Annotated in this window: 15 protein-coding genes; 10 read left to right on the plus strand and 5 right to left on the minus strand. The window is 70.6% G+C overall.

Going from position 1 to position 25,425, the window contains the following annotated elements; all coding sequences use genetic code 11:
• The first annotated feature begins 531 nt into the window (after nt 1-531).
• Nucleotides 532-5,478, plus strand: coding sequence for an AAA family ATPase (locus WMF36_RS13165; RefSeq protein ID WP_437579938.1), 4,947 nt, complete (start codon nt 532-534; stop codon nt 5,476-5,478).
• Nucleotides 5,479-5,538: 60 nt separating this feature from the next.
• On the opposite strand, the gene WMF36_RS13170 is transcribed toward WMF36_RS13165, so the two are convergent.
• Nucleotides 5,539-8,334 carry a beta-propeller fold lactonase family protein gene (locus WMF36_RS13170; RefSeq protein ID WP_437579939.1) on the minus strand — a complete coding sequence of 932 codons (2,796 nt, stop codon included), beginning with the start codon at nt 8,332-8,334 and terminating at the stop codon, nt 5,539-5,541.
• 575 nt (nt 8,335-8,909) lie between these two features.
• Between WMF36_RS13170 and WMF36_RS13175 the strand changes: the two genes are divergently transcribed.
• The 7 genes from WMF36_RS13175 (at nt 8,910) to WMF36_RS13205 (ending at nt 17,025) form a co-directional block, all read left to right on the plus strand.
• Entirely contained in the window at nt 8,910-11,396 is a 2,487-nt protein-coding gene (locus WMF36_RS13175; protein ID WP_437579940.1) for a SpoIIE family protein phosphatase, read from the plus strand.
• 404 nt (nt 11,397-11,800) lie between these two features.
• Nucleotides 11,801-13,405, plus strand: coding sequence for a YifB family Mg chelatase-like AAA ATPase (locus WMF36_RS13180; protein WP_437579941.1), 1,605 nt, complete (start codon nt 11,801-11,803; stop codon nt 13,403-13,405).
• A 170-nt stretch (nt 13,406-13,575) separates the two neighbouring features.
• A complete protein-coding gene (recA, locus tag WMF36_RS13185) occupies nt 13,576-14,604 on the plus strand; it encodes a recombinase RecA (RefSeq protein ID WP_437581903.1) in 1,029 nt (342 codons plus the stop codon).
• Nucleotides 14,601-14,777, plus strand: coding sequence for a hypothetical protein (locus tag WMF36_RS13190; RefSeq protein WP_437579942.1), 177 nt, complete (start codon nt 14,601-14,603; stop codon nt 14,775-14,777). Before recA ends, WMF36_RS13190 begins: the two co-directional genes overlap by 4 nt.
• Nucleotides 14,774-15,250 carry a single-stranded DNA-binding protein gene (locus WMF36_RS13195; protein ID WP_437579943.1) on the plus strand — a complete coding sequence of 159 codons (477 nt, stop codon included), beginning with the start codon at nt 14,774-14,776 and terminating at the stop codon, nt 15,248-15,250. Before WMF36_RS13190 ends, WMF36_RS13195 begins: the two co-directional genes overlap by 4 nt.
• A gap of 101 nt (nt 15,251-15,351) precedes the next feature.
• Nucleotides 15,352-15,882, plus strand: a complete 531-nt coding sequence (locus WMF36_RS13200; RefSeq protein WP_437579944.1) for a hypothetical protein — start codon at nt 15,352-15,354, stop codon at nt 15,880-15,882.
• A 402-nt stretch (nt 15,883-16,284) separates the two neighbouring features.
• Complete coding sequence (locus tag WMF36_RS13205) at nt 16,285-17,025, plus strand: hypothetical protein (protein WP_437579945.1); 741 nt, start codon at nt 16,285-16,287, stop codon at nt 17,023-17,025.
• Nucleotides 17,026-17,197: 172 nt separating this feature from the next.
• Here WMF36_RS13205 and WMF36_RS13210 read toward each other — a convergent pair whose 3' ends face one another.
• Both WMF36_RS13210 and WMF36_RS13215 read right to left on the minus strand, forming a co-directional pair.
• Nucleotides 17,198-18,100: a hypothetical protein gene (locus tag WMF36_RS13210; RefSeq protein ID WP_437579946.1), complete on the minus strand. Its 903-nt coding sequence runs from the start codon at nt 18,098-18,100 to the stop codon at nt 17,198-17,200.
• A gap of 60 nt (nt 18,101-18,160) precedes the next feature.
• Nucleotides 18,161-18,604 (minus strand): PA2169 family four-helix-bundle protein, encoded by a 444-nt coding sequence (locus WMF36_RS13215; protein ID WP_437579947.1) that lies wholly within the window; start codon nt 18,602-18,604, stop codon nt 18,161-18,163.
• 82 nt (nt 18,605-18,686) lie between these two features.
• On the opposite strand from WMF36_RS13215, the gene WMF36_RS13220 reads away from it, so the two are divergent.
• Nucleotides 18,687-18,827 carry a hypothetical protein gene (locus WMF36_RS13220; protein ID WP_437579948.1) on the plus strand — a complete coding sequence of 47 codons (141 nt, stop codon included), beginning with the start codon at nt 18,687-18,689 and terminating at the stop codon, nt 18,825-18,827.
• Between the two features lie 77 nt (nt 18,828-18,904).
• The gene (locus tag WMF36_RS13225; protein WP_437579949.1) at nt 18,905-19,171 is read left to right on the plus strand and encodes a hypothetical protein; all 267 of its coding nucleotides are present in this window, start codon (nt 18,905-18,907) and stop codon (nt 19,169-19,171) included.
• 252 nt (nt 19,172-19,423) lie between these two features.
• Here WMF36_RS13225 and WMF36_RS13230 read toward each other — a convergent pair whose 3' ends face one another.
• Nucleotides 19,424-21,193 (minus strand): metallophosphoesterase, encoded by a 1,770-nt coding sequence (locus WMF36_RS13230; RefSeq protein ID WP_437579950.1) that lies wholly within the window; start codon nt 21,191-21,193, stop codon nt 19,424-19,426.
• Between the two features lie 159 nt (nt 21,194-21,352).
• On the minus strand, nt 21,353-25,159 hold the full coding sequence (mfd, locus tag WMF36_RS13235; RefSeq protein ID WP_437579951.1) for a transcription-repair coupling factor: 3,807 nt from the start codon (nt 25,157-25,159) through the stop codon (nt 21,353-21,355).
• Nucleotides 25,160-25,425: the final 266 nt, after the last annotated feature.

Here is a 25,425-nt window from a genome sequence, read left to right on the forward strand (position 1 = left end):
CCTCGCGCCGGCTGCGGCCCGATCGGCGCCGGCCCACGCCGCGCCGCCGGCGCGGGGTAGGCCGCGCCCGGGAGAGCCGGCTCGCCCGCTTGGCGTGGGTGTGTGCTCCGGTCTGCGGATCGCCTCTCCCGCGCCACCGGAGGGACTCGTCCCTGGCGCCCTGCCCCTCGCACGCATCGTCCCCGGGACGTCCACTCCGCCATCGATTACTCGAACGGCCTCATCGTCGCCCTCGCCGGCCTGTCCGCGCGCAAGCCGTCGGCGAAGATCGCCGGCGTGATCCTCGGCGCGACCGATCTTGCCGACGTGCTCACTCGCCTCGAGCCGAGGCCAACCGTTCTCTGGCTCACCCACGCTCCGCGAGCCGCGGTATCGCGCCGACCGGACTCGCGATGACCGCACCGCAGCGCACATCACCATCCTTGCCGCAGCGAACTTACACGCTTGCCACAGGCGTTCCGCCCATGCAACCATCGACAAACCATGCGCAAGACCAGGATCGGAGATCTGCCCTTCACACTGGTTGAGCTGATGTACGAAACCGCTGATACCGTAATCTACCGCGCACAACGCGACGCAGACGGTACCCCGGTGACGATCAAGGTGATGAAGGGTGAGCACCCCGGTCAGCGGCACGTCGCGCAGCTCCGGCATGAGCTCGAGATCTCGCGCCACCTCAATCTCGATAGCGTCGTTCGCGCCCACCGACTGGAGAGCATCCCGGGCGGGGCGGCGCTCGTCATGGAGTACTTCGCCGGGGTGCCGCTCGACAAGCTCGCGCGCTCGACGCCGCTCGACCTGAGGACGAAGCTGCGTATCGCCTCGTCGCTGGCCGGCACGCTGGCGGCGGTGCACGGCAAGCATGTCATCCACAAGGACGTCAAGCCGCAGAACATCCTGGTCAACCCGGAGACGTGGCAGGTCAAGCTGACGGACCTCGGGAGCTCGACGCGACTCTCGGAGGAGGCGCTGGCGACGCAGGGCCCAGAGCTCCTCGAGGGGACTCTGGCCTACATGTCGCCGGAGCAGACCGGTCGAATGAACCGCGTCATCGACTATCGGACTGACCTCTACTCGCTGGGCGTGACGCTCTACGAGGTCTTCGCCGGGGTGCTCCCGTTTCAGGCGACCGACCCGGTCGACCTCATGCACAGCCACATCGCGCGGGTCGCGACGCCGCTGTGCGAGCGCTCACCGGACATCCCGAGGGGGGTGTCCGATATCGTGCAGAAGCTGATGTCCAAGGTCGCCGAGGAGCGGTACCAGAGCGGGACCGGGCTCAAGGTCGATCTCGACACGTGCCTCTCGACGCTCGAGGCGACCGGCCGGATCGCGCCGTTCGAGCTGGGGTCACGCGACATAGCGAGCGAGCTCAGGCTCCCGCAGAGGCTCTATGGACGCGACGCGCAGATGGCCGAGCTGCTCGCGGCCTTCGAGCGGGCGCGCGGGGGCAGGTGCGAGCTCCTGCTCATCGCGGGCGGCGCCGGGATCGGGAAATCGGCGCTCGTGAACGAGATCCAGAAGGAGGTCGCGCAGCGGCGCGGGCACTTCATCGAGGGGAAGTTCGATCAGCTGAGCCGGAACATGCCGCACGCGCCGGTGGCGGGCGCGCTGCGCCAGCGCGTCCGGCAGCTCCTGACCGAGCCGGCCGAGTCGCTCGAGCAATGGAAGGACAAGCTCCTCGCGGTCGCGGGGAAGAACGCGCGCATCCTCGTGGAGCTCATCCCGGAGCTCGGGCTCATCCTCGGGCCGCAGCCCGCCGTGGCGGAGCTCGGGCCGAACGAGGCGCAGAACCGCTTCAACCTCGTTTTCCAGGACTTCTTGCGCGTGATCACGACGGCAGAGCACCCGGTGGTGCTCTTCCTCGACGACCTCCAGTGGGCCGACCCGGCCTCGCTGAAGCTGCTGCAGGTCGTCCTGACCGATCCGGGCGGGGCCTACCTGCTCATCATCGGCGCCTACCGCGACCAGGAGGCGATCGCAGGGCAGCCGCTCATGACCTGGCTCGGGGAGCTGCGGGCCGCGGGCGTCCCGCGGCGCGAGCTCCTGCTCCCGCCGCTCTCGCTCGCCGACGTGCGCCAGCTCGTCGCGGACGCGCTGTGCGCGCGCCCGGAGCAGGTGCAGGCGCTCGCGGAGGTGCTGAACGCGACGAGCAAGGGCAACCCGTTCTTCCTGAGCCAGCTGCTCAAGGAGCTGTACGCGGCGGGGCTCGTGTCCTTCGATCCGGGGGCCGGGCGGTGGACGTGGGACCTCGAGCCGATCCGGCAGCGCTGGGGCGCGGTCAACGTGCACGATCTGCTCGTCGACAAGATGCAGCGCCTCGCGCCGGCGACGCAGCTCGTGCTCCAGCTCGCCGCGTGCATCGGTCACCAGTTTGACCTGAAGACGCTGTCGACCGTGCGCGAGGTGCCGCCGGCGGAGATCGCGGCCGACCTCTGGGAGGCGCTGCGCGAGGGGCTCGTGCTGCCGCTCGACTCCGACTACCGGCTGCTCCACACGTCCGACGGCGCGCCCGCGGAGCTGCCGCTCTCGGTGAGGTACCGGTTCCTGCACGACCGGGGGCAGCAGGCGGCCTACAGCCTGATCGAGGACGCGCGCAAGCAGGAGGTGCACCTCCGGATCGGCCGGCTCACGCGGGCGCAGCTGGGCGGCGAGCCGCGCGACGAGGATCTGTTCAAGGTCGTGAGCCACTGCAACCTCGGCGCGGCGCTGATCGAGGACCGGGCAGAGCAGCTGGAGCTCGCGCGCCTCAACCTGGCCGTGGGGAAGCGGGCCAAGGCATCCATGGCGAACGCCGCGGCGGCCGAGCACTTCAAGACGGGCCTGTCGCTGCTCGGGCCGGGGGGATGGGAGGAGGACTACGCGCTCTGCTTCGCCCTGCACCGGGAGCGGGCTGAGTCCGAGTGGCTGAGCGGCAACGAGAAGCAGGCGGAGGCCTCGATCCACGAGCTCCTCGGGCACGCGCGCTCGCGCCTGGAGCGCGCGGAGGTCTATAATCTCCGGATCCTCGTGCACACGATGCGCGGGGAGTTCGCGGACGTGCTGCGGGTCGGCCGGGAGGGCGTGGCGCTCTTCGGGATCGAGCTGCCGGAGCCGCTCGACGCGATCCATGCGGCGTTCGGGGCCGCGCTCGCGGAGGTGCCGATCCACCTGGCCGGGCGCCGGGTCGAGGATCTCGCGGACGCGCCGTGGGTCGGCGACGACGAGCAGCTGGCGGCGCTGCGGCTCCTGGCGGCGATGATCCCCGGGGCGTACACGCTCAACCCGGCGCTGCTCGCGCTCATCGCGGTCACGCAGGTCAACCTCTCGCTGAAGTACGGCAACTCGCCCGCGGCGGCGTGCGCGTACGGCCTCTACTGCCTCTTGCTCGCGGGGGGGATGGGGAGGCCCGAGGCGGCGCGGCAGTTCCAGGGCGTCTCGCTCGCGCTCTGCGAGCGCGGGGAGGGGGTGGAGCTGCAGTGCAAGGCGTACGTCGTGTGCGGCGCGCCGTCCCACCTCTTCGAGCCGGTCCGCGCGTCGGTCGCGTGCCTCGCCAAGGCGTACCAGGCCGGGCTGAGCTCGGGCGACTTCAGCTTCGGGGCGTACGCCTGCCTGAACATCGTGACGATCCTGCTCTCCTCGGGCCAGGAGCTCGGCGCGCTCCGCGAGGAGCTGACCGGGTTCCTGCGGTTCCTGCAGCGGACGCAGGACCCGCTCGGCACGCCGGTGCTCGTCGTCGCGCAGCAGATGATCGCGTGCCTGGAGGGCAGGACGAACGGGCGCCAGAGCCTGAGCGACGGGGCGTTCGACGAGGGCGCGTTCCTCGCGGGGCTCGCGCCCGCGCAGGAGCTGCCGCGGTGCTGGTACTTCGTGAACATGCTCGTGCTCGCGGTGCTGTACGGCGACCCCGCGGGCGCGCTGCTGATGGCGGCGCGGGCCGAGAAGCACAGCGCGAGCGCGATGGGCCTGTTCCTCGCGAACGACATCCCGTTCTACCTGAGCCTCGCGCTGCTCGCGCTGTGCGCGACCGCGACCGAGGAAGAGCGGGAGCGGCACCTCGCGGCCGTCGCGGAGCACCGGGCGAAGATCGCGGGCTGGGCGCAGCACGCGCCGGAGAACTACGCGCACAAGGAGCGGCTGATCGGGGCGGAGATGGCGCGCGTCCTCGGCAAGGAAGCGGAGGCGGCGGAGCTCTACGATCAGGCCATCCAGGGGGCGCGGGAGAGCCAGTTCACGCACCAGGAGGCGCTCGCGAACGAGCTGTGCGCGCGGTTCTACCTGCAGCGGGGGCGGGATCGGATCGCGCGGTGGCACATGACCGACGCGTACAGGGCGTACCTCCGGTGGGGGGCGACGGCGAAGGCGGAGCGCCTCGCGAAGGAGCACGAGCAGCTGCTCGACCCGGCGTCCCTCGGCGAGGCGCAGCAGACCCGGGTCGTCGGCACGACGGTGACGCGCAGGGGGAGCACCGAGTCGTTCGACGTCGCGACGGTGGTCAAGGCGATGCAGGCGGTCGCGAGCGAGAACGTGCTCGATCGGCTGCTCGACCGGCTGATGCGGAGCGTGGTCGCGAACGCGGGGGCGCAGCGCGGCGCGCTGATCCTCGATCGCGACGGGAAGCTCGTGATCGTGGCCTCCATGCGCGTCGATCCCGACGTGGTGGAGACGGGGCTGTCGATCCCGGCGCTCGAGAGCAAGGAGGTCGCGACGAGCGTCGTCCAGCTGGTCGCGAGGACGCGCGAGCCCGCCGTGGTGAACGACGCGCGGCAGGACAGCCGCTTCGCGGCGGATCCGTACGTCGCGGAGCGGAGGCCGCGCTCGATCCTGTGCCTGGCCATGGCGCACCAGGGGCGCTCGGCGGGGCTCCTGTACCTGGAGAACAACGTGGTGCAGCGGGCGTTCACGCCGGGGAGGGTCGAGGTCTGCGGGCTCCTCGCCTCGCAGGCGGCCATCGCGCTGGAGAACGCGCTGCTCATCGCGAGCATCCGCGCGGGCACCGAGGCGCTGCAGCGCTCGAACGACCAGCTGCAGCGGGAGCTCGAGCTGCGCGTGGCGTCCGAGGCGGAGCGGGTGCTCCTGCAGCAGGAGATGCTGCGCCGGCAGACGCCGATCATCCCCATCACGGACGACGTGCTGGTCATGCCGATCGTCGGAGCGATGGATGGCGAGCGCGCTCAGCAGGTGCTCGAGACGGCGCTGAACGGGTTCCATTCGAGGCAGGCCAAGGTGGTGATCCTGGACATCACCGGCGTGGCGCAGGTCGACGCGACGGTGGCCGACGCGCTGATCAAGACGGCCAAGGCGCTGCAGCTCCTCGGGGCCAGGACGGTGCTCTCGGGGGTCCGGCCCGAGGTGGCCCGCGCGCTTGTGGAGCAGAACGTCTTCCTCGGCTCGATCGTGACGATGGGGACGCTGCAGAGCAGCATCGCGTATGCGCTGGGGCCGAACGGGCTGTCGGGCTCGGTCGCGCGGCGGGCGGGGGCGGTGCGGCAGGCGTGACCGCGCAGCGCTGCCGCGCGCGGTCGATGTGACGCGCGCGGCAGCGCCGGCGGGGGTGGGTCAGGGCGTGCTGCTCGGATCGGCGGGGTCGCTGCCGGCGTCCCGCTCGTCGCCGTCGAGGAAGCCGTCGCTGTCGCGATCGATACCGGCGCGCGCGCCCGAGCCCGGCGGCATGCAGGTGTACGTCAGATGGTGGTGTGTCTGGGTGGCCAGCAGGCGGAGCACCGTGTCGCTGATGGGCGGGAGGATCTGCCGATCGGAGAGGAAGTGGCCATTGCCCACGTAGAGGAACCCGATCTCGTGCAGGAACCCCTGGGTCTTCGCCACGAGATCGCACTCCCCGACATCGGCGCGATCCATGAGCAGGTCGATGCGCGGCGCGGCCACTGTGCCGTTCGAATGGCTGAGCGTCACCTGCTGACCGACGACGGGCGCCATGTTGCTCTCGATGGCGAGCACGTAGGACTCGAGCTGCCGGCGCAGCACGTCGCCCGCGGGGGTGAAGGGGATGCCCGTGGGGTTGTTCGTGAACTGGTCGGAGAACCCGATCGCGGAGAAGAAGCGGTACATCGTGTCGACCGTGCCGTTGTTCAGGATACCGAAGCCGCGGATCTGGTCTCCCACGTCGTTGTTGTCGCGCGGGAAGAACACGAACGGGACATCCGGCAGGCCGAAGGCGCCGACCTTGGTGTACACGTTGCGGAGCTGGGGGATCTTGAAGAGCTGCGTCTGGAAGTCGAAGACGGAGCTGCCGTCGGTCCCGAAGAAGCCGGGGAAGTCGTCGCCCGGGTTCGCGTCGGGGTCGACCACGTGACAGCCGCCGCAGCTCGCGATCGAGTTGACCACGGGACCGTTGAAGAAGGTCTTTCCCGCCTGCTGATCGGGCGTGAGCGAGTTGTCGAGGGCCCTGATCGGGTTGGGCGGGTAGGTGACCTGGAGCATGAAGTCGGTGAACGCCTCCATGTCCTCCTCTTCGAGGAACTCGCTGCGTCCGAGCAGGTCCGTGAACCCCGCCTGGAACTGCCGGAACGCCTCGCGCTCATCGAAGGCCCCGTCGTCCGGCTGGGTGGACGGCTCGAGGTTGCCCCCCGTGCGGTCGCCGCGCCAGTGCATCGGGCCGTGGTTGGCGAGGCCGCGGAGGCTCTGCGTCACCATCGGCCCCTTCATGGGGTGGAAGATGGGATCCGTGATCTCCTGCTGGAAGATGACGTCGTAGAGGCCGAACGGGAAGGGGCCCGGATCCGTCACGACGAGCCCGTCCGGATTGCCGAGGTTCCAGGCCAGGTCGTCGAGGTTGCCGAACACGTGGCAGCTCGCGCAGGCCGAGTCTCCGTGGCTCGACGAGAACGACGCGTCATAGAGGAAGCGGCGGCCGTTCACGATGCTGGGCGGCTCGGGGTTGTGCATCGCGACGTGCCCCACCTCCATCTTCGATGTGGTGTTGATCACCGAGATCGAGTTGTCGAAGCGCGTCAGCACGTAGAGGCGATTCTTGCTCTCGTCGAGCACGATGCCGGTCGGCCCGCCGCCGCTCACCGGGATCTGGTTCGCGGTGCTCGGCACGAACGTGTCGTTCTCGAGCGCGGCGGTGCTGAAGACGCCGATCTTGCTCGAGCCGAGCGCGGCGACGTACAGCGTCGAGCCGTCGCTCGTCACGGCCATCTCCTGGGGAAAGGCGAGGCTCTTCGCGTTCTCGGCGTTGGGGATCGGCGCGCAGCACGTGCTGTAGTTGATGTGCTTGTTGAGGTGCCTCGGCGCGACGCCCCCCGGGCTGAGGACGGTGATCCGGCTCTCATGCAGGTGGCCGCGCGCTGTCTCACCGGCGAAGATGCCGGGCCCCTCGAAGCTCTGCTGGTTGAACGCCTCGGTGTTCGCGACGTAGACCTTCCCGCTGACCGGGTTGACGGTCATGTTGAAGAGGATCGTCCCGACGTCGGCGAAGAAGCCCTCATTGCCGCTGATCCACGCCGGGGGGTTCGCGTTGGCGTCGATGACGAAGACGTCCTTGTCCGGCAGCGAGAACCTCATCTGGTCGTCCCAGGTGCGACCCAGCTCGTCGTACCAGTGTCCGCCGTCGTATTTGACGATGATGGCGGTCTCGGGCGCCGGCTCTCCCTCGACGTTGGTGCTGGGGCCGGGCACGCCGTTCGGCCCGAAGCCGTCGGGAACCAGCGTCTCGTTGACGGCGGCGGTGCGGTTGCCGGAGTGGAACGCCGCCGCGTAGACCTTGCTGCCGTCCGGGGTCACGGCCAGGGCGCGCGGGGTGTCGCTGAAGAGGGTGATGATGTTGAGCGGATTACCCCCGAGGGACGACCCGAGCTGGGCTGCGTTGAAGACCCAGACGTCGGCGCGCCCCACGCCGGGCGTCGTGAGCTGTGGGTCGAGGGGGCTGTTCTGGCCGCGGTGGGCCGTCGTGATGAAGGCCCGGTTTCGCTCCGGACCGGCGAACACGATATCGCGCGGCTCATCGCCCACGAGGAGCGTGCGCACGACGCGCCCGGTGTAGCCGCCGAGGCCCAGGTGGACGACGCTCACGCTGTCCGACAAATGGTTGACGACCCAGACCTCGCTGTTGCTGCGGGCGGCGACGGCCACCGGCTCCACGCCGACCGATATCGACGTTCGGTGTTCCAGACCACCGCTCCCGATGCGGAACACCTCGAGGCGGTTATCCGGCGTGTTGATGGCGAAGAGCAGCTTCCCGTCCGGTGAGATGGCCAGCGGGCGAACCTGGCCGCTCTCGAAGGCGGTGAACGACGGCGCCGCGAGCGCCGGCGCTCCGGAGAGCGATATTGCAGTCAGGGATGCGACGAGAGCGCCTAACGTCGCCCACGGTGAACCGGGCAATCGAGTCATGGATGCCTCCGTGTGTCGAGTGGCTCCGCGGCCATGCAACGACAATCCAAGACTGTAAGACAAATTCAAATGATTGTTCAAGCATGCAACGAAGCGCGATGCGAATTTTTGCAAATGAGCGATCTCGCGTCAGTCCATGTCCGCTTCCATGTCCGCTTCCATGTCCGCTTCCACATCCACGCCGCTGATGTAGGCGTCGATAGGAATGACGCGTCATCGCGGCTGGTCGCGTGTGTGAGGCGGGAGGCGCGGAGGTGAGGCGGCGCGGTTGCTCGTCAACGTGTCAGTCGCGGGCACCGCGCGGATCGCCGGTGTCCCGCCTCGAGTCGCCTGTGCCCCGCCGCCTACCGGCCGCGGTGGGGCACAGGCGGAGCGGGGGGACGGGCTCATCTGTGTCGGGGAATACGGATGGCGCTCACGGGTCGCGCCTCGGCCGAGGGATCTCCGACGCGCGTCCCACCCGCAGGCGCACCGAACGGCGGCGTGTGCGGGAGGGGATTGGATCCAGCCCGAGGACGCCGTAGGCTGGAGGGCCCGTATCGACCACCGGACCCACCATCTTCGATCGCCGACGCATGAGCCGAGAGCCTGAGGTCATGTCGAGGAAGCGCCGGACGATCGCGTTTCTGATCAACAACGTCGTCGGCGACTACCAGTCGGAGCTGCGCGCCGGGGTCGAGCGCGCCGCCGAGGCGCACGACGTCAACCTCCTGACGGCCTTCGGCGACCCGTCCAGCGGCCTCCGGCCGGACGAGGCGGACCGGAGCACTTTCTATCACCTCATCGGCCAGGATACGGCCGACGGCGTCATCGTCGCCTCGTCGACGCTCTCCCACCACTACGGCGGCGTCGACGTCATGCGGGCGTTCTGCCGGTCGTTCGCGCCGCTGCCGGTGTGCAGCCTCGGGATGGCGATCGATGGCGTGCCGAGCCTGATGGTCGACAACGCGCTCGGGAGCGAGATCGCGGTCGCGCACCTGGCCGATGAGCACGGGCGCCGGCGCATCGCGTACATCGGCGGGCCGCTCAACAGCGAGGAGGCGCAGCTGCGCGCCGGCGGGTACCGGCGGGCGCTCTCGACGCGGGCCCTCCCGTGCGACGAGCGCCTCATGGCGGTCGGCGCGTTCACGATACCGACCGGGCGCGATGCGATGCGCGAGATCCTGGCGCGCCGGGTCGGCTTCGACGCCGTGGTGGCCGCCAACGACAGGATGGCGCTCGGGGCGATCGAGGTGCTCAAGGAGGAGGGGCACCGCATCCCGGAGGACGTCCTCGTGTGCGGCTTCGATGACGTCGGCATCGCGCGCTTCACGAAGCCGTCGCTCACCACCGTGCACCAGCCCATCAAGCGGCTCGGGAGGATCGCCGTGAGCACGGTCCTCCGCATGATCGACGGCGAGCCCGTCCCGGCGCTGGAGCTCGTCCAGGTCGAGCTCACGCGGCGCGAGTCCTGCGGCTGCTGGGTTCACGCGGGCGACACGATCCTGCCGCCGGCTCCGTCGTCGCGGGGCTATCCGGGCGCGGTCGCCGAGCAGCGGGCGTCGCTGGAGAGCGCGCTCAGGAGGAGCGTGGCGATCCCGATCGGCGCCCTCGACGGCTGGGCGGGCGATCTGCTCGTCGCGCTGGAGGAGGAGCTCGCGGGCGACAGGGGCCGGTTCCTGCGCGCGCTCCAGGAGCTGCTCGACGAGGCGAGGCACGAGGGCGTGCTCCTCGACCAGTTCCAGGCCGTGATCTCGCTCCTGCGCGCGCGGGTGCACCCGTCGCCGGCGGGCGGGGACGCGGCGGCCCTGGAGCAGCTCTGGCACGCCGCGCGGATCCTGATCGGGAGCGAGTCCGTGCACGTCGAGGGAGAGCAGCGGCTGAGCGTGGAGCTCGCCGCGATCGACGTCACGTACGGCGCGCGGGGCTTCTCCGCGTGCTTGAGCCTGCCCGTGCTCAAGGGCCTGCTGGCGTCGGAGCTGCCGAGGATGCAGTTCTCGCAGGTGGCCGTGTCGCTCTACGACGATGCCCAGCGCGCCACGCTGAAGCCGCTGTTCCTGATGGAGGACGGCCGCGAGGTGGAGGCGCCGCCGGTGAGCTTCCCGGCGCGCCACCTCGCGCCCCCGGGGTTCCTGGACGACGCGGAGCGCAGCAGCATGGTCCTCCTACCGGTCGCGTTCGGCGATGTGGAGAAGTTCGGCGTCGCGGTGCTCGACAGCCACGCCAGCGAGATGAGCTACGACGTGCTGCGCCTCCAGCTCGGCTCTGCGGTCAAGGCGGCGGCGCTGCACCGGGAGGTCGTGCGGGAGGTGGAGCTGCGCGAGCGCCTGGAGCAGGAGCGGGTGCGCCAGGAGAGCCAGGTCGCGGCGCGCATCCAGACCACGCTGGTGCCCAAGCAGCTCTCGATCGAGGGGCTCGAGCTCTGCGCGGTGATGAAGCCGGCGGCGGAGGTCGGCGGCGACTACTACGATGTCATCGCGACGCCCGGGGGCGGGTGGCTCGGGATCGGCGATGTCGCCGGGCACGGCCTCGCGGCGGGCCTCATCATGCTGATGATCCAGAGCATGGTGTCGGCGCTGACGTGCAACGACCCGAGCGCGAGCCCGGCGAGGATCGTCGCTGTGCTCAACAAGGCGGTCTACAAGAACGTCCGCGATCGCCTGGACCGCGACGAGCACGCGACGCTCGTGTTGCTCCGGTACGAGCGCAACGGGCGCGTGACGTTCGCCGGCGCGCACGACGACATGATCGTGTGCTCGGCGCGCACGCGGCGCTGCGCGTGCATCCCGAGCTCCGGGGTCTGGATCGGGGCGCTGCCCGAGATCGGCGCGATGACGCGGGATGACGAGCTCTTCCTGGGGGACGGGGACGTGCTCGTGCTCTACAGCGACGGCGTGACGGAGGCGCGCAACGCCCATCACGAGCAGTTCGGGCTGGAGCGGCTGTGCGCCGTCATCGAGGCTGTCCAGACGGCGCCCGTCGACGCGATCCGCGACCGGATCCTCGAGGAGGTAGAGGGCTGGTGCCCGAGCCCGGACGACGACATCACGATCGTCGTGGCGAGGTATCGCGCGCCCGAGTAGCGCCCGAGCAGCGCGCGGGGGCGGCTCGTGGCGGCCGGGATCGAGCATCGCGGCGACCGATCGAGGTGGCGCGGTGCGCCCGGCGCGCGGTGGCGCGGTGCGCCCGGCGCGCGGTGGCACGGTGCGCCCGGCGCGCGGGGCATCGCGAGCCGGTGGTCTCCTGGATGCGCTCGGTGAGGGCGTTGATGATCAGGGGGGTGAGCGCACCATTCCATCGATCGAGCTCCGCGGTTCTGTCGCGAAGCCAGCCTTGGTTCGCCGGGCTGGGGACGAGCGCCTTGGTCACGGCGACTTCCCCTGGCGGCCGCCACCCCCTCCGCCGCGTCCGCCACCCCTGCCGCCCCGTAAGTCCCTGAAATCGCGTCCATCCCCGCCTGGCACGTTGTTCGCGAAAGGGCTCCGGCATGCAGGCCACGGCGCTCACGTTCTCTCTGCTCGGGCTCGACGCCCACCCCATCCGCGTGGAGGTCGACTCGGGCCGCGGCCCGTCGTTCTTCCAGATGGTCGGCCTCGCCGAGGCGAGCGTCCGCGAGAGCCGCGTGCGCGTCCGCGCCGCGCTCCAGCAACTCGGCGTCGAGCTCGACGAATACGTGATCACCGTGAACCTCGCCCCGGCAGACCTCAAGAAGAGCGGCGGCGCGTACGACCTCGCCATCGCCATCGCCGCGCTCGCGGCGCTCGGCAAGGTCCCCGCCGAGGGGCTCGACAAGATCGGTTTGCTCGGCGAGCTCTCGTTGAGCGGCGCGGTGCGCCCCGTGCGCGGCGTCCTGCCGGCGCTGCGGGGCGCGGCGGAGCAGGGGATCCTGCGCGCGATCGTGCCCCACGGCAATGCGCGCGAGGCGGCGAGCGTGGCCGGCGTCGACGTGCTCATCGCGGAGCACCTCGGCCACGTCGTCGCGCACCTCCGCGGCAACAAGGCCCTTCCCGGCGCCGGATCCATGGCCACGATCGCCGCCGAGCCGGGAGCCGCGGCGGTGGACCTCGCCGAGGTCCGCGGCCAGCACGGGGCGCGCCGCGCCCTCGAGATCGCGGCTGCCGGTGGACATAACCTCATCATGATGGGCCCGCCGGGCAGCGGGAAGACCATGCTCGCTCGCCGACTGCCCACCATCATGCCGCCCATGTCCTACGAGGAGGCGCTGGACATCACGGCGATCCACTCGGTCGCCGGGCTGCTCTCCCCGGACAGGGGCCTTGTCGCGACTCGCCCCTTCCGCGCCCCGCACCACACGGTGAGCGCCGCGGGCCTCGTCGGCGGCGGAGATCCGATCCGCCCAGGCGAGGTCTCCCTGGCCCACCATGGTTGCCTGTTCCTCGACGAGCTCCTCGAGTTCCGCCGCGGCGTCCTCGAGGCCCTGCGCGAGCCCCTCGAAGAGGGCACGATCGCCCTCTGCCGCGCCCGCGCCCGCGTCATCTTCCCTGCGCGTCCGGTCCTTGTCGCCGCCATCAACCCCTGTCCGTGCGGCTTCCACGGCGATCGCGGGAACCGCTGCGTCTGCTCGCTCGACCGGGTGCGCGCCTACCGCGCGCGGCTGAGCGGGCCGCTGCTCGATCGCATCGATCTGCACATCGCCTTGCCTCCCGTCGATGTCGCTCACCTGTGCGCGCCGCTCCGGGCGTCGGGGGCCGACGGCCGGTCGTCGCTGCACGCGCCCGAGAGCTCCGCGGCGGTGCGAGCGCGCGTGGTCGAGGCCCGGGCCGCGCAGCGCGCGCGCTTCGAGGCGGGGGAGGTCGCGGCGACGCACAACGCCGAGCTCGGCCCGCGCGATCTCGCGCGCGTCGCCATGCCGGACGTCTCCGGCGCGCGCGTGCTCGCGTCGGCCGTGGAGCGGCTCGGCCTCTCGGCGCGGGCGTACACCAAGGTGCTGCGGGTCGCCCGGACGCTCGCCGACATGGACAGGACCTGCGCCGTGCGCGCAGCGCACGTGGCCGAGGCGATCGGCGCGCGGCTGTTCGACCGCGAGGCCGCCTCCGGCCCGCCGCCTGCCACCGCCGCAGCGGGCGCCTGAGCCTGCCGCGCGATCCAAGACCATTGCGCCCGCGGCGACGCAGGCGCGATCGCGGCCGCCCCGACGGCCGCGCTGAATCGGCTGTTCGCGCGCTCGGGGGCGCGCACGTTCAACACGCAACACGCAACACGCAACACGCAATGAACGCACGTCGAAAGGCAGAGACCAAGATGATGACCGAGATCGCTGAGAAGCTCCGCACCATGAAGACCGTCGTCGGCACCATCGAGAAGCAGTTCGGGAAAGGGGCAATCATGGTATTGAACGATGAGAACGAGACCCGGGACATCGGCCTGATCCGGACCGGATCGCTGTCGCTCGACGCGGCGCTCGGGGTCGGCGGCTACCCGCGCGGGCGCATCGTGGAGATCTACGGCCCGGAGTCGTCGGGGAAGACCACCCTCACGCTCCACGCGATGCGGGAGGCGCAGCGGATGGGCGGCGTCGCCGCGTTCATCGACGCCGAGCACGCGTTCGACGTCACGTATGCGCGCTCGGTCGGCGTCGACATCGACAGGCTCCTCGTCTCGCAGCCGGACAACGGCGAGCAGGCGCTCGAGATCGTCGAGATGCTGGCGCGCTCGGGCGCCGTCGACGTGATCGTCGTCGACTCGGTGGCTGCGCTGACGCCCAAGGCCGAGATCGAGGGGGACATGGGCGAGTCGCACATGGGCCTCCAGGCGCGGCTGATGAGCCAGGCGCTGCGGAAGCTCACGGGGATATGCCACCGGACGGAGACGACGCTCATCTTCATCAATCAGCTCCGGCAGAAGATCGGCGTCGTCTTCGGCAACCCCGAGGTGACGACCGGCGGCAACGCGCTCAAGTTCTACGCGAGTGTGCGGCTCGACGTGCGCCGGGTGGGTCCGGTGAAGGTGAGCGATGAGGCCATAGGATCGAGGACACGGGTCAAGGTGGTCAAAAATAAGATGGCACCGCCCTTCAGAGAAGCCGAGTTCGACATCCGCTGGGGAGCGGGCATCGACGGCGCGGCGGACCTCATCGACTACGCCTGCCTGCTCGGGGTCGTGGAGAAGAGCGGCGCGCATCTGTCGTTCGGCGGCGAGCACATCGGGCAGGGGAGGGAGCGCGCCCGCGAGGCGCTGATCGGCAAGCCGGCGCTCGCCACCTCGCTCCGCGCCGCCGTCGACGCGGCGGCGCCGCCGCGCCCCGGCGCCGCCCCGGCGATGGATGCATGAGCCCGAGCGGGCGGAAGACGACAGCAAACGACGGCAACGACAGCAACGACACCAACGACAGCAACGACGGCAACGACGGCAACGACGGCAACGACAGCAACGACAGCAAACGACGGCAACGACGTCAAACGACTTCAAACGACAACAACGTTACGATCTGGAGCACGTCATGAACGAAGGACTGAACAAGGTGATTCTCATGGGCAATCTCGGCTCGGATCCGGAGCTGCGCTACACCGGCAACGGCACGCCGGTGCTCCAGCTGCGCATGGCGACGAACGAGTCGTTCGTCGACAAGAACAAGGAGTCCAAGGAGCGCACCGAGTGGCACAACATCGTGTTCTGGGGGCCGCGCGCCGAGGCGCTCGCGAAGGTGCTGACCAAGGGCGACGGCGTGCTCATCGAGGGCGGGCTGCGGACATCGAGCTACGACAAGGACGGGATCCGGCGCTACCGCACCGAGGTGATCGCGCGGGATCTCCGCTTCACCGGGCGCCGGTCCATGGCGCAGCCGCCGCCGGAGCTGGAGGACGACGGCGAGGCGACGCAGCCCGGGGTGGGGGTGCCGACCACCGCGCGGCTCGGGATGAACGGCGCGCGGGGACGGCCGCCGGAGGTGCCCGTGCTGGATGAGCTGCCGTACTGAGGGCGGAGGAGAGACGGGCGAGGCGGCTGTCGCAGGCCGCCTCGCGAGCCTGCGCTCACGCGGAGCGCGCCGCTGACCGGGAGCTCGCGCCGCGCTGGGCCATGCACCTCGCCGCGGCGCTGTTCCCGGCCATGCACCTCGCCGCGGCGCTGTTCCCGGCCATGCACCTCGCCGCGGCCCCCTTCTTGGCCGCGCTCCCAGCAGCCGCGCTCTTCTCGGGCGCGCGCTTCGCCGCCGCGCTCCTGCTCCTCACGCTGCCCGATCGCCTCGCCACGCTCCGCCCCCCCCCCCCGGCGCGCACCTTGGGCGAGCTACTCTTCGTCTCGGTGGCGGCCTCCGCGCTTCGCGCCGCCCGCTCGGCCTCGCGCTGGGCCTCCTCCCGGTCGACCCCGACCCCTCCGTCCCTGCTCGCGGGCTTCTTGCGGCGGCTTCCCTGCTCGCTGGATCGCTTGCCAGGGACCGGCTCGTCGCCGGGCCAGAGAAGCGCGCATCCTTCTCATCAGGACGGCTCGACTGCTTCTTCAATCGTGGATCTCCCGTGGACCTCGATCGATCTCTCGGGCGGCTGGAGCCGCGCGACTCACCGCCAACCGCCCCTCGCTCCTCTCGCGCCCTGGGACCCACCCCATTGAGCCCCAGCGTAGAGCGAGTGGAGTGTTGCTGGATTCCAGCAGGACCTGTTTCCGGGATCGATGTCTCACGAGGTCGTCCCTCACGGACGCCGGCGCGCGGCGTCTGCCGCAAGGTGCCAAAAGATGTCTGAGTCGATGACTCACGGCGGCGATCATACGGTGGACACTATCCGGCGGTGCCGGCTGAAGAGCTCTTGTGTCCTACATGAGCGCATGAAAATGAATCAGTGAATCGGGAAATGTTCGAAGTGTGTTGACGGAGACCATGTTTGGGAAGTAAACATTGGACGCTAGGCTCGACGCGACCAGGTGCGATTCTCTGGCTACAACCAATCGACATCCTCTACCGAATCTGCTCGGCCTGCGGAACTGCAACGTAGTAACCGTCAACCGAGGTAATTCATGTTCAGCAATGTGGCTCGTTTCCTGATGGCGTCTGCTGCTGTTTCGCTCGTCGCTTTCGGCTCCACCCCCGCGGATGCGTGCTCGGATATCTCCGACGGCGCGCTCGATATCATCAGTGGTGCCCTACCTACCCCTCCGGGCGTGACGATCGGCGTCGGGGCTGGGTTGTTCACATGGACTCAGAGGCTCGTGTACGGGGTCTCGGGGCAGGATATCAACAACCTCTGGAACTCGACTAGCCCGACCTCGCTGAAATACTACGACGAATTCGTCCTCGGGACCCATGCGACGTCGATCACGAACGCCACCAGTATCGCGGCGGGCGACGTCCTCGTCATAGGGAGAGGCACGACGGGATCGTACGGCGGGCACACCGTGATCGTCACGGGTGCGGCGCTTGAGCTCAATACGGTGGCGAACCCGGCGTTGAATCCGATCAAGGCGAGCACGAGGCAGTGGGCGCTGCCGATCGCCGACTCCACCAGCACAACCCATGGTTGCAACCCCGATTATCCCGACAGCCGGTGGACGGGTACTTGCGCCGGCGGCACGTTCACCCCTGGTCTGGGGACGGCGTATATGCGGATCTACAGCGATCTCTCGGGAAATCTGTCGGGTCTCACGGGAAGTCTGTCGGGCCAGGGCCACAGCTGGAGCGTCACCTCGGGCGCGACCGTTTACGAGGCCAGTACGCGGCCCTACGTGATCGGTCGGGTGACGCCCTGTCCTCTCTTCTGAGCTGAGCCTCTCCTCCACGAGCTGCGTCATCCAGGAGGCTCGTGCCTCCTGGATGACCCTCTGGCGCCCTCTTCGGCGGGAATAGACGCTCTCCGGAGCGGCTCTCTCTGACGAACGCCGCGAGCGGTCCGAGACCGGTGCTCGTGGCACGACGTGCCCCGTCAGACGCGGCCTATCGCATGCCCTGCTTCTGATCTGCCGCGGGCACGCGGCAGAGCTGGGCGATGCCCTTCCCGCTCAGCTTCTCGCGCGTCAGCTCGAACTGCGGCACATACATGCAGAAGCGGCCGCCCTTCTCGGTCGCGATGCTCGCTCGACGCGAGATCATGCCCTCGAGCTCCGAGCGGGTGACGGCCGTGTCCGTCTTCAGCGTGTCCGTGACCCGGAGCTCGGGCGCATTCGGGCAGCTCATGGAGGCGGAGACCGTGAGGTTGGGCTTCACCCGCTCCTGCTCGCCAGCCCCTGACCCAGCCTGACCACCGCCTTGCGCACCGCCGGCCTGGCCGCCGCCCTGAGCACCGCCGGCCTGGGCGCCTGCGTGGGCCTGGCTGCCGCCTTGAGCGCCGCCGGCCTGGGCCTGGCTGCCGCCCGCAGATCCTTGCGCGGCGCCGCCGGTCTGGCCCTGCGCACCCGTGCCGCCTCGTCCCTGGCTGCCGCCACCAGGCTGGCCACCCGACGGCTGCTGCGCCTTGCCCGCCGCGGCGGGCTCGATCCGGCCGTTCACGGAGGCCGTGTAGGTGCACCCTTCCTCGACCTGGAACGCGATCTGCTCCTGGAGCTTCATCGCCTGCTTCTTCTGGCCTTGCCCCTGTTGCTGCTGCTGCGCGCGCTGCCCGCTGCTCGCGCCAGGCTTGTCGCCCTGCTGCTGCTGCGCGCCGCCCTGCGCCGTCCCGCGGGCGCCGCCCTGCTGTTGCTGCGCGCCGCCCTGCTGCGCGCCGCCCTGCGCCGCTCCCGGCGCGCCCGATTCGCGCTGCTGCGGCGGGCTCGTGCTGCCCGTCTGAGCGGCCGCGAGCGCCGGCGCGACCGCGAGCGCGCCCATGACGAGCGCGACATGGATGGACCGATTCGATTTCATATTACCCCCCGTGGAACCTGCTTCCGATCGTGTTCGCCACCGTCGCGGGCCGATCGCCCACTACGCGGCTTGCTCCCAGACCTTCCTCGACAGCGCGTCCTTGATCCACGCGAGGTGCCGCTGCTCATCGCCGTAGTTGCGCTCGACGATGACCCGCGCCTCGGTCGTGAGCGTCTCGTCCAGCGCCGCCTGGTACTGCCGGTTCGTGAGCTCCTCGTTGCCGCGCATCGCGAAGAGCGCGCTCTGGTCTCCCATGCTCGTGATCGCCGTGAACCCTTCGATGAGCTTGCCCTTGAGGTCGCGGGTCTGCGCCGGGATGCCGCCGAGCGACGCCACATGCGCGCTCAGATCCACCACGTGACGCCCGTGATCGTCCCTGAACCTTGCGAGCATCTCCCTCGTATGAGCGTGCTCGCACGCCTCGATGGCCTGGTCGTAAGCGGCGATCGCGTCGCGATCGAGCTGGATGAGATCGTTGAGCACCTCGATGACGTCTCTCGCCATGATCGACACTCCTTCCGGGGTCGCGCTCCGCGCACGGACCCCCTCGCCGACCACCTTGGGCATTTGCGCGGGGACGCAAGCCGTGCGCAGGCTGCGAGCCGAGCCGGGCGCCGCCCTGGCCGCGCTCGGCTCGACGGCCCGGTGGGAGGCCGCGGCGGTCGGCCGGGAGCGGCGGCCCGACGGCGCGATCGGCCCGGCAACCTCGACCTGGCACGGACCGTGAACCCTGTCGGGAAACCCTGACAGCTTCCGTGGACCGGCGCGACCCGCGCCGGCGCCGCGGGGAGATGGGATGTGCCTATGAAACGCTCTCTTGGCTCCTCGCTCCGCGGCGCGCTCGCGCTGCTCCTCGTCGCCGCCTCCGCGGCGTGCGCCGAGGGGCTCGCGAACGCGCCCAGCATCAACCGCGAATGGACCCCGGACGACCGCGAGCACGACGCCATCGCGAACGGCCCGCGCTCGTGCCCGAGGGAAGGCCAGGATCCGCTCGCGCCCCCCGGGGAGCAACGCGAGATCTGTCCCAAGGTCGCTCCGCCGACGATGCCCAACATCGCCGCCTCGCCCTGACCACCTGTGGCGCGCCGGAGAAGGCCTCGCAGAAGGCCTCCGGACGCGCCCGCTCGCACGGACGCGCCCATTCGCGCGGGCGCAGGAGCCCGCCCCGAGCGCGGCGGCCGAGAGGCCCTTCTCATGCAGGGAGCCGGTCGCGCACCGTGAGCCGGTCGCGCACCGCTGCGCTCGTCACAGAAAGGCAGAATGTCGCGGCTGAGGCGAACTGCCTCATGCAGCAGGAACGATCGCCTGGGGCTCTCGTCCCTCTTACAGCTCGGGCGCGCCGGCCTCCGCCGTGGAACCGGCCGCCGAGGGGCGGCTCCGCGGCTCGCCGGCGGGGCACTCGCGGAGCCCGGCGGCCGCGGCGGCGGGGGTGGGCTGGCCGGTCCGGCGATGCTGCGGCGCGGCCGGGATCGTGACGGGCTGCTCGATGAGCTCCGGCGCGAGCGCGCCGCAGGCGGGGGCGAAGCGCGGCTCGCCGGGCTTGCGATCCTCGGCCACCTTCCACGTGCGCGGCACCGCTCTCAGTCCGACGGGGTAGACGGTGAGCCCCTCGCTGTGGACGTGAATCCGCAAGAAGTTCTTGTAGTCCTCGATCTGGAGCGCCGAGAACGCCTCGTTGCCGTGCCGCCGCGCGAGGTTGAGCGAGATCAGGAGATAGACGCCCATCAGCGTCGACCCGACCACGGCGCCGGTCACGCCGACGAAGAGCATCACGCCGACGAGGCTCCACATGGACTGGAGATCCCGGACATCGACGCCCAGCAGCGCGGCGCCGGCGTAGGCGAGCCCCAGCGCGGCCGCGAGGTGCGCGAGCGCGTGGAGCGAGCCGGCGAGGTAGCGATACCAGCTCTTGTGCGTGTCGGTGAAGACGATGAACACGAGCAGGACGACGAGGACCCACGCGACGGCGCCCGGACCGGGGCGGGGCAGCGTCAGCGAGGAGAGCATGTAGACGAAGGCCGCGGCGGGCCAGAAGCCGAGGTTGTACCGGGCGAACAGGAGGTTGCGCCAGGTGAGCCGGCGCGACTCCGACTCTGACGGAAACGAGGCCTTCAGGGTATAGGGGCGCTCGTCCGCGCCCTCGCCGGAGCGGACCACGGCGACCGACTCGCCGTGGGTCGGGTGGAGGAACGCGCCGCCGCCGCCGGCGATGATGTTCTGCCGGCCGTCCGCGGACTCGTGGCGTCGATAGTGGTGCAGATCTCCGGCGATGCGCGCGACGACCTCGACCCCGGGCCGCGCGACCTTGAGCTGCTTCTCGAAGAACGCGAGGTTGTTCTGGAGATCGGTGCTGTAGATGGCGCCCTTCACCCAGTCGGGCTCGGCGGTGCAGAGGACCACGCGATCGCCGTCGCGCATGTCGTGCCTCGCCAGCTTGCAGAAATACTCGATCTGCGGTTGATCGATGTCAGACTCCAGGTGGATGTCCACGCCGAGCAGCCAGAAGCCGTGGGGGAGCCTCAGCGCGAAGTAGCTCCGCGACTGGAGCGTCTTCCACGCGCCGAGCGTGCGCTTCTGGCCGAAGAGGCGCATGAAGCTCATCAGCCCGTCGTACCAGTCGTGGTTGCCGGGGATCGCGAACAGCTGCGGCGCCTCCTTCACGTCGGCCTTCGGGAGCGCAGCCGCGTAGGGCTCGACGAGGCGCGTCCAGTACGCCTGGCGCGTGGCCGAGGGGTACACCTGGTCCCCGCCCATGATCAGCACCTCTCCGCGCCTCGTCTCGCGGCCGCCGAGCGAGAGCGTCGGCCGGGCGAGCAGGCTCGCGATCGCATAGGTGGGGTTGAAGCCGTCGCCCATGTCCGCCACGTAATCGATCCAGATCTCGTCGCGCGGGAGGCCGTTTCGGACGGCGTAGTCGAAGGGCGGCTGCGGTCCGGCGATCGCCTCGATGAGCCGGAAGTCGCCGCGCGCGCCCATCAGGTGGGAGACGGCCATGTCGAGCGCAGAGCGGGCCAGCTGGAAGGGGCTGTACCAGCTCGTCATCGAGCTCGCCTGGAGCCTCTCGAGCTGCTCGTGATCCGGGCGATCGGTCATCTATCCCCTCCCCGTCGCTCGACGCTATCACCGCCGGAGCGCGGCGTCGCCTCCGCGCCGCGAGCCGCCAGGCTGCGCGGCGGCATCGTTGTCAATCGCGCGACGCGAGCTCACCCGGGTAAGCCGGACGACCAGGGAAGCCGCGACGGCGGCGCGCGATCAGGCGCCGTCCTTGAGGCAGCTGGCGAGCTCGCTGAGGAGCTTGTCGGTCGCCTCCAGCCCGCTCGTGAAGACCTCACCGTCCCTGGCGCGACGGGAGAGCCGCATGTCGGGTGAGATCCGGTAGGGCGAGCCCTTCGGCTGGACCAGCCTGAGGACCTTGGCGTGGTCGAGCGGGGTGTCCTCGCGCAGGTGCAGCGTGACCCCCTTGGCGCTCGCCTCGCACGCGAGCGCCTTCAGCCGGCGCAGCTCGGTCTTGAGCCGCATGAGATGCACGAACCGGCGCGCCTCGATCGGTGGCGCGCCGAAGCGGTCCTCCACCTCGATCGCGAGATCCTGCACGTCCTCGGCCGAGCCGGCGCCGGCGAACCGCTTGTAGAGGGAGAGGCGTACGCCTACGTCGGAAATGTATTCCTCTGGCAGAAGCGCGTCGGCGTCGAAGGAGAGCTCGGTGTCGACGTCGTGGATGACGGGCTCGCCGCGGAGCTCGTGGACGGCTTCGTCGAGCATCTGGCAGAAGAGCTCGAAGCCGACCTGGGCGACGGTGCCGCTCTGCTCGGCGCCGAGGAGGTCGCCGGAGCCGCGCAGCTCCAGGTCGAGCGAGGCGATGTGGAAGCCGGAGCCGAGCTCGGTGTGGCGCTCGAGGGCCTCGATGCGGGCGCGGGCCTCGTCGGTCATGGCGTTGGGGGGCGGGACGATGAGGTAGCAGTAGGCCCGCTCCTTGGCGCGGCCGACGCGGCCGCGCAGCTGGTAGAGCTGCGAGAGGCCGAACATGTCGGCGCGATCGATGAGGATGGTGTTGGCGCGGGGGATGTCGAGGCCGCTCTCGATGATGGCGGTGGCGCAGAGGACGTCGTAGCGCCCCTCGACGAAGTCGAGCATGGCCTGCTCGAGGTTGTGCTCGCTCATCTGGCCGTGCGCGACGCAGATGCGGGCGCTCGGGACGAGCTCGGCGAGGCGGGCGGCGCGCTCGTAGAGGCCCTCGACGCGGTTGTAGACGTAGAAGACCTGGCCGCCGCGGCCGAGCTCGCGGAGGACCGCCTCGCGGAGGACGGCCTCGTCGTGGCGGGTCACCACGGTGCGGATGGCGCGGCGGTCGACCGGCGGGGTGGTGATGATCGACATGTCGCGGAGGCCGGAGACCGCCATCTGGAGGGTGCGGGGGATGGGGGTGGCCGAGAGCGTGAGCACGTCGACGTTGGTCTTGAGGGCCTTGATGCGCTCCTTGTGGGTGACGCCGAAGCGCTGCTCCTCGTCGACGACGAGCAGGCCGAGCCGCTTGAAGTGGATGTCCTTGGAGAGGAGGCGGTGCGTGCCGATCACGACGTCGACCCTGCCGTCCCGGAGGCCGCGGGAGACCTCGTCCTGCTCCTGCTTGCTCTGGAAGCGGGACATGGCGCGGACCTCGATGGGGTAGGAGGCCATGCGGGATTTGAAGCTGAGGTAGTGCTGCTGCGCGAGCACCGTGGTTGGGCAGAGGACGGCGACCTGCCTGCCGGCGCAGGCGGCGCGGAAGGCGGCGCGGATGGCAACCTCGGTCTTTCCGAAGCCGACGTCGCCGCAGACGAGGCGGTCCATGGGACGGCCGGACTCGAGGTCGGCCGCAACCTCGGTGATGGCCCGGGCCTGGTCGGGCGTCTCGTCGAAGGGGAAGGTCGCTTCGAAGGCGTGGTAATCGTCGTCCGTGGGCGGAACGGGCTCGGCGGTGGCGGCGCGGCGCTCGGCGTACAGGCGCAGGAGCTCGTCGGCCATCTTGCGGACGCTCTTCTCGACCCGGGCCTTCGTCTTGGCGAAGGTCTGCCCACCGAGCCGGTCGACCTTGGGCGCGCCCTCGCCGCCGCTGAATTTCTGGATCTGGTTGAGGCGGTAGACCGGGAGGTAGAGCTTGTCGCCCCCGGCGTACTCCACGGCGATGAGGTCGACCGTGGTTGAGCCGACCTGCTTGTGGACGAGGCCGAGATACCGGCCGATGCCGTGCTCTACGTGGACGACGTAGTCGCCGACACCCAGGTTGCGGAGGTCCTCGAGGAAGGCCTGCGCGGGCTTCGTGGACGAGGCGGCGGCGCGAGCGGCGCGGCGGTGGGCGCGGGCCCCGAAGATTTCCTCCTCCGTGACCAGAGCGAGCCCCTCGGCAGGAGCGATGACGCCACGCGCAAGGGAGCCCGTGACGACGAGGGCGGTGTCGCGCGGAGAAGCCGAGCTGCTGCCATCGAGGAATCCGGGGTCGAACGGACCGAGGTTGGCCTTCACCCGCACGTCTCGGTGGCGGAGCAGGGTGACCAGGCGCTCAACCTGGGTCTGTGCGCGCGCGGCGATGAGCACCCGCAGGCCCGCCTCTTGCCAGGCGACCACGCGGCGGACGAGCGGGTCCAGGGCGCCGTGCTTGCCGCGTGAGGCGCGGGTCGCCTTGATGGCGCGCTCGAGGTCCGACTGGTCCCGCATGGCGAGCGAGGGGGCGTCCTCGGGGACCATCTCGAAGCGCTCCAGCGAGTCCTGATTTTCCACGGCACCCTCAACCCCGGTGCGGTGCAGCGCAACCCCGGTGCGGTCCCCGAGCCACGATGCGACGTGCGCCTCGTCCTCGTAGAAGGCCCCGAGCGGGAAGTGCGGTTCGCGATCCTTGTGGCTCCGGTCGGCGGCGGCGCGGCCGAGCTCGTCGCGCAGGGCGGCGGTGAGGGAGGCCGGGTCCTCGAGGACGACGAGCGCCTCGCTGGGCAGGTACGAGGCAAAGGGCGCGAGGTCGACGTAGGCGGGCAGGTAGCCCTCGGCCCCGAAGAAGGCGCGGCCGCTGGCAACGTCGTCGACCAGGGCGCGCGCCTTGGTCGAGGGAAAGTCGATGGCGTCGCAGGCGGCGCGGACACGCTGGCGGGCGCGCTCGACGTTGTCCGGCGTGAGGATTGCCTCGCGCGCCGGCGGGAGCCAGACCTCCTTCACGTCGGCGACCGTGCGCTGATCGTCGGGGTTGAAGGTCTTGATCGACGCGATGACGTCTCCGTAAAAGTCGATGCGCACCGGCAGCTCGGCGGAGGGCGCCCAGACATCGAGGAGGGCGCCGCGGACGGCGAACGTCCCGGGGTCTTCCACGAGGGGGCTGCGCACGTAGCCGGAGGCGCCGAGACGGGCGGAGAGCGCGTCGCGATCCATCTCCTGTTCGGCGATGACGAGCTCGGCGTGCTCGGTGACGTCGTCCTTGGGAACGACCTTGCGGGCGAGCGCGGCGATGGGGCAGACGAGGACCGACCACGGTAGGTCCATGCCGAGGTGGAAGAGCGTGGCGAGGCGGGTCTGGGCGCCGCGGCGGTCGGGGTTGACGTCCGCGTAGGGGCTGGCCTCGTTGGGCACGTAGAGAAGGACGCGGCCGGATGCCGTGGCGCCGGCGGCCTCGGCGGCGTCGGCGTCCCGGTCGGCGAGCAGGAACGAGGTGTCCGCCGCGAGGGCGCGGGCACTGTCGACGTCGGGGGTGAAGGCAACGATGGGGCGGCCGACGGCGGCCGCGGCGAGGCGACGGATGACGAGGGCGCCGGCCGAGCCGGCCGAGCCCGTCACGTGGCGTGTGCCAGGCGGCGCTGCGGCGAGCTCTGCGGCGAGATCGCGGGGCGTGACGACGCGGCGGTCCGCGGGGAGGTCGAACGACGGGAGCGGCTCGCGGTCGCCCGGCGTGGAGGCGGGGGGGCCGCTGGCGGCGGTGTCGTTCGAGGCGAGCTCGTCGAGGTCGCCTGCGAGCTCGCCCATCGTGGCGGTGAGTGAGGAGTTCGTGGAGGAGAGGAGGGAGCGCTCGGGGGGCATCGGCGCAGCGCGGTCTAGCATGGCGAGGGTGAGCCGTGAGCCGTGAGCCGACCGTGCTGGGCGCGTGGGCGTGGGTACGGCCGGACCGGAGCCGAGGGGTCGACCTCGCCCCGCGCTAGCCCGTCGCGCCGGCCGCCCGTCGCGCCGCGCGCCCCCGCCCGCGCCCGCGCGCCCGAACGACCGCGCGCACCCGAACCGACCGTGGTTGCGCGGTTGCACGGTTGCCGCCGATCGCGCCCACCCGACCGTCACCCAACCCGGCCCACCGGCCCACCCGGCCCGGCCCA

The organism is Sorangium sp. So ce887 (assembly GCF_051521455.1).
Classification (GTDB): domain Bacteria; phylum Myxococcota_A; class Polyangia; order Polyangiales; family Polyangiaceae; genus Sorangium.

Excerpts from the sequence above, each read along its gene's own strand:
- WMF36_RS13165 (WP_437579938.1), top strand. The coding sequence starts at position 532 with ATGTACGAAACCGCTGATACCGTAATCTACCGCGCACAACGCGACGCA.
- WMF36_RS13170 (WP_437579939.1), bottom strand. The coding sequence starts at position 8,334 with ATGACTCGATTGCCCGGTTCACCGTGGGCGACGTTAGGCGCTCTCGTC.
- WMF36_RS13175 (WP_437579940.1), top strand. The coding sequence starts at position 8,910 with ATGAGCCGAGAGCCTGAGGTCATGTCGAGGAAGCGCCGGACGATCGCG.
- WMF36_RS13180 (WP_437579941.1), top strand. The coding sequence starts at position 11,801 with ATGCAGGCCACGGCGCTCACGTTCTCTCTGCTCGGGCTCGACGCCCAC.
- recA (WP_437581903.1), top strand. The coding sequence starts at position 13,576 with ATGATGACCGAGATCGCTGAGAAGCTCCGCACCATGAAGACCGTCGTC.
- WMF36_RS13190 (WP_437579942.1), top strand. The coding sequence starts at position 14,601 with ATGAGCCCGAGCGGGCGGAAGACGACAGCAAACGACGGCAACGACAGC.
- WMF36_RS13195 (WP_437579943.1), top strand. The coding sequence starts at position 14,774 with ATGAACGAAGGACTGAACAAGGTGATTCTCATGGGCAATCTCGGCTCG.
- WMF36_RS13200 (WP_437579944.1), top strand. The coding sequence starts at position 15,352 with ATGCACCTCGCCGCGGCGCTGTTCCCGGCCATGCACCTCGCCGCGGCG.
- WMF36_RS13205 (WP_437579945.1), top strand. The coding sequence starts at position 16,285 with ATGTTCAGCAATGTGGCTCGTTTCCTGATGGCGTCTGCTGCTGTTTCG.
- WMF36_RS13210 (WP_437579946.1), bottom strand. The coding sequence starts at position 18,100 with ATGAAATCGAATCGGTCCATCCATGTCGCGCTCGTCATGGGCGCGCTC.
- WMF36_RS13215 (WP_437579947.1), bottom strand. The coding sequence starts at position 18,604 with ATGGCGAGAGACGTCATCGAGGTGCTCAACGATCTCATCCAGCTCGAT.
- WMF36_RS13225 (WP_437579949.1), top strand. The coding sequence starts at position 18,905 with ATGAAACGCTCTCTTGGCTCCTCGCTCCGCGGCGCGCTCGCGCTGCTC.
- WMF36_RS13230 (WP_437579950.1), bottom strand. The coding sequence starts at position 21,193 with ATGACCGATCGCCCGGATCACGAGCAGCTCGAGAGGCTCCAGGCGAGC.
- mfd (WP_437579951.1), bottom strand. The coding sequence starts at position 25,159 with ATGCTAGACCGCGCTGCGCCGATGCCCCCCGAGCGCTCCCTCCTCTCC.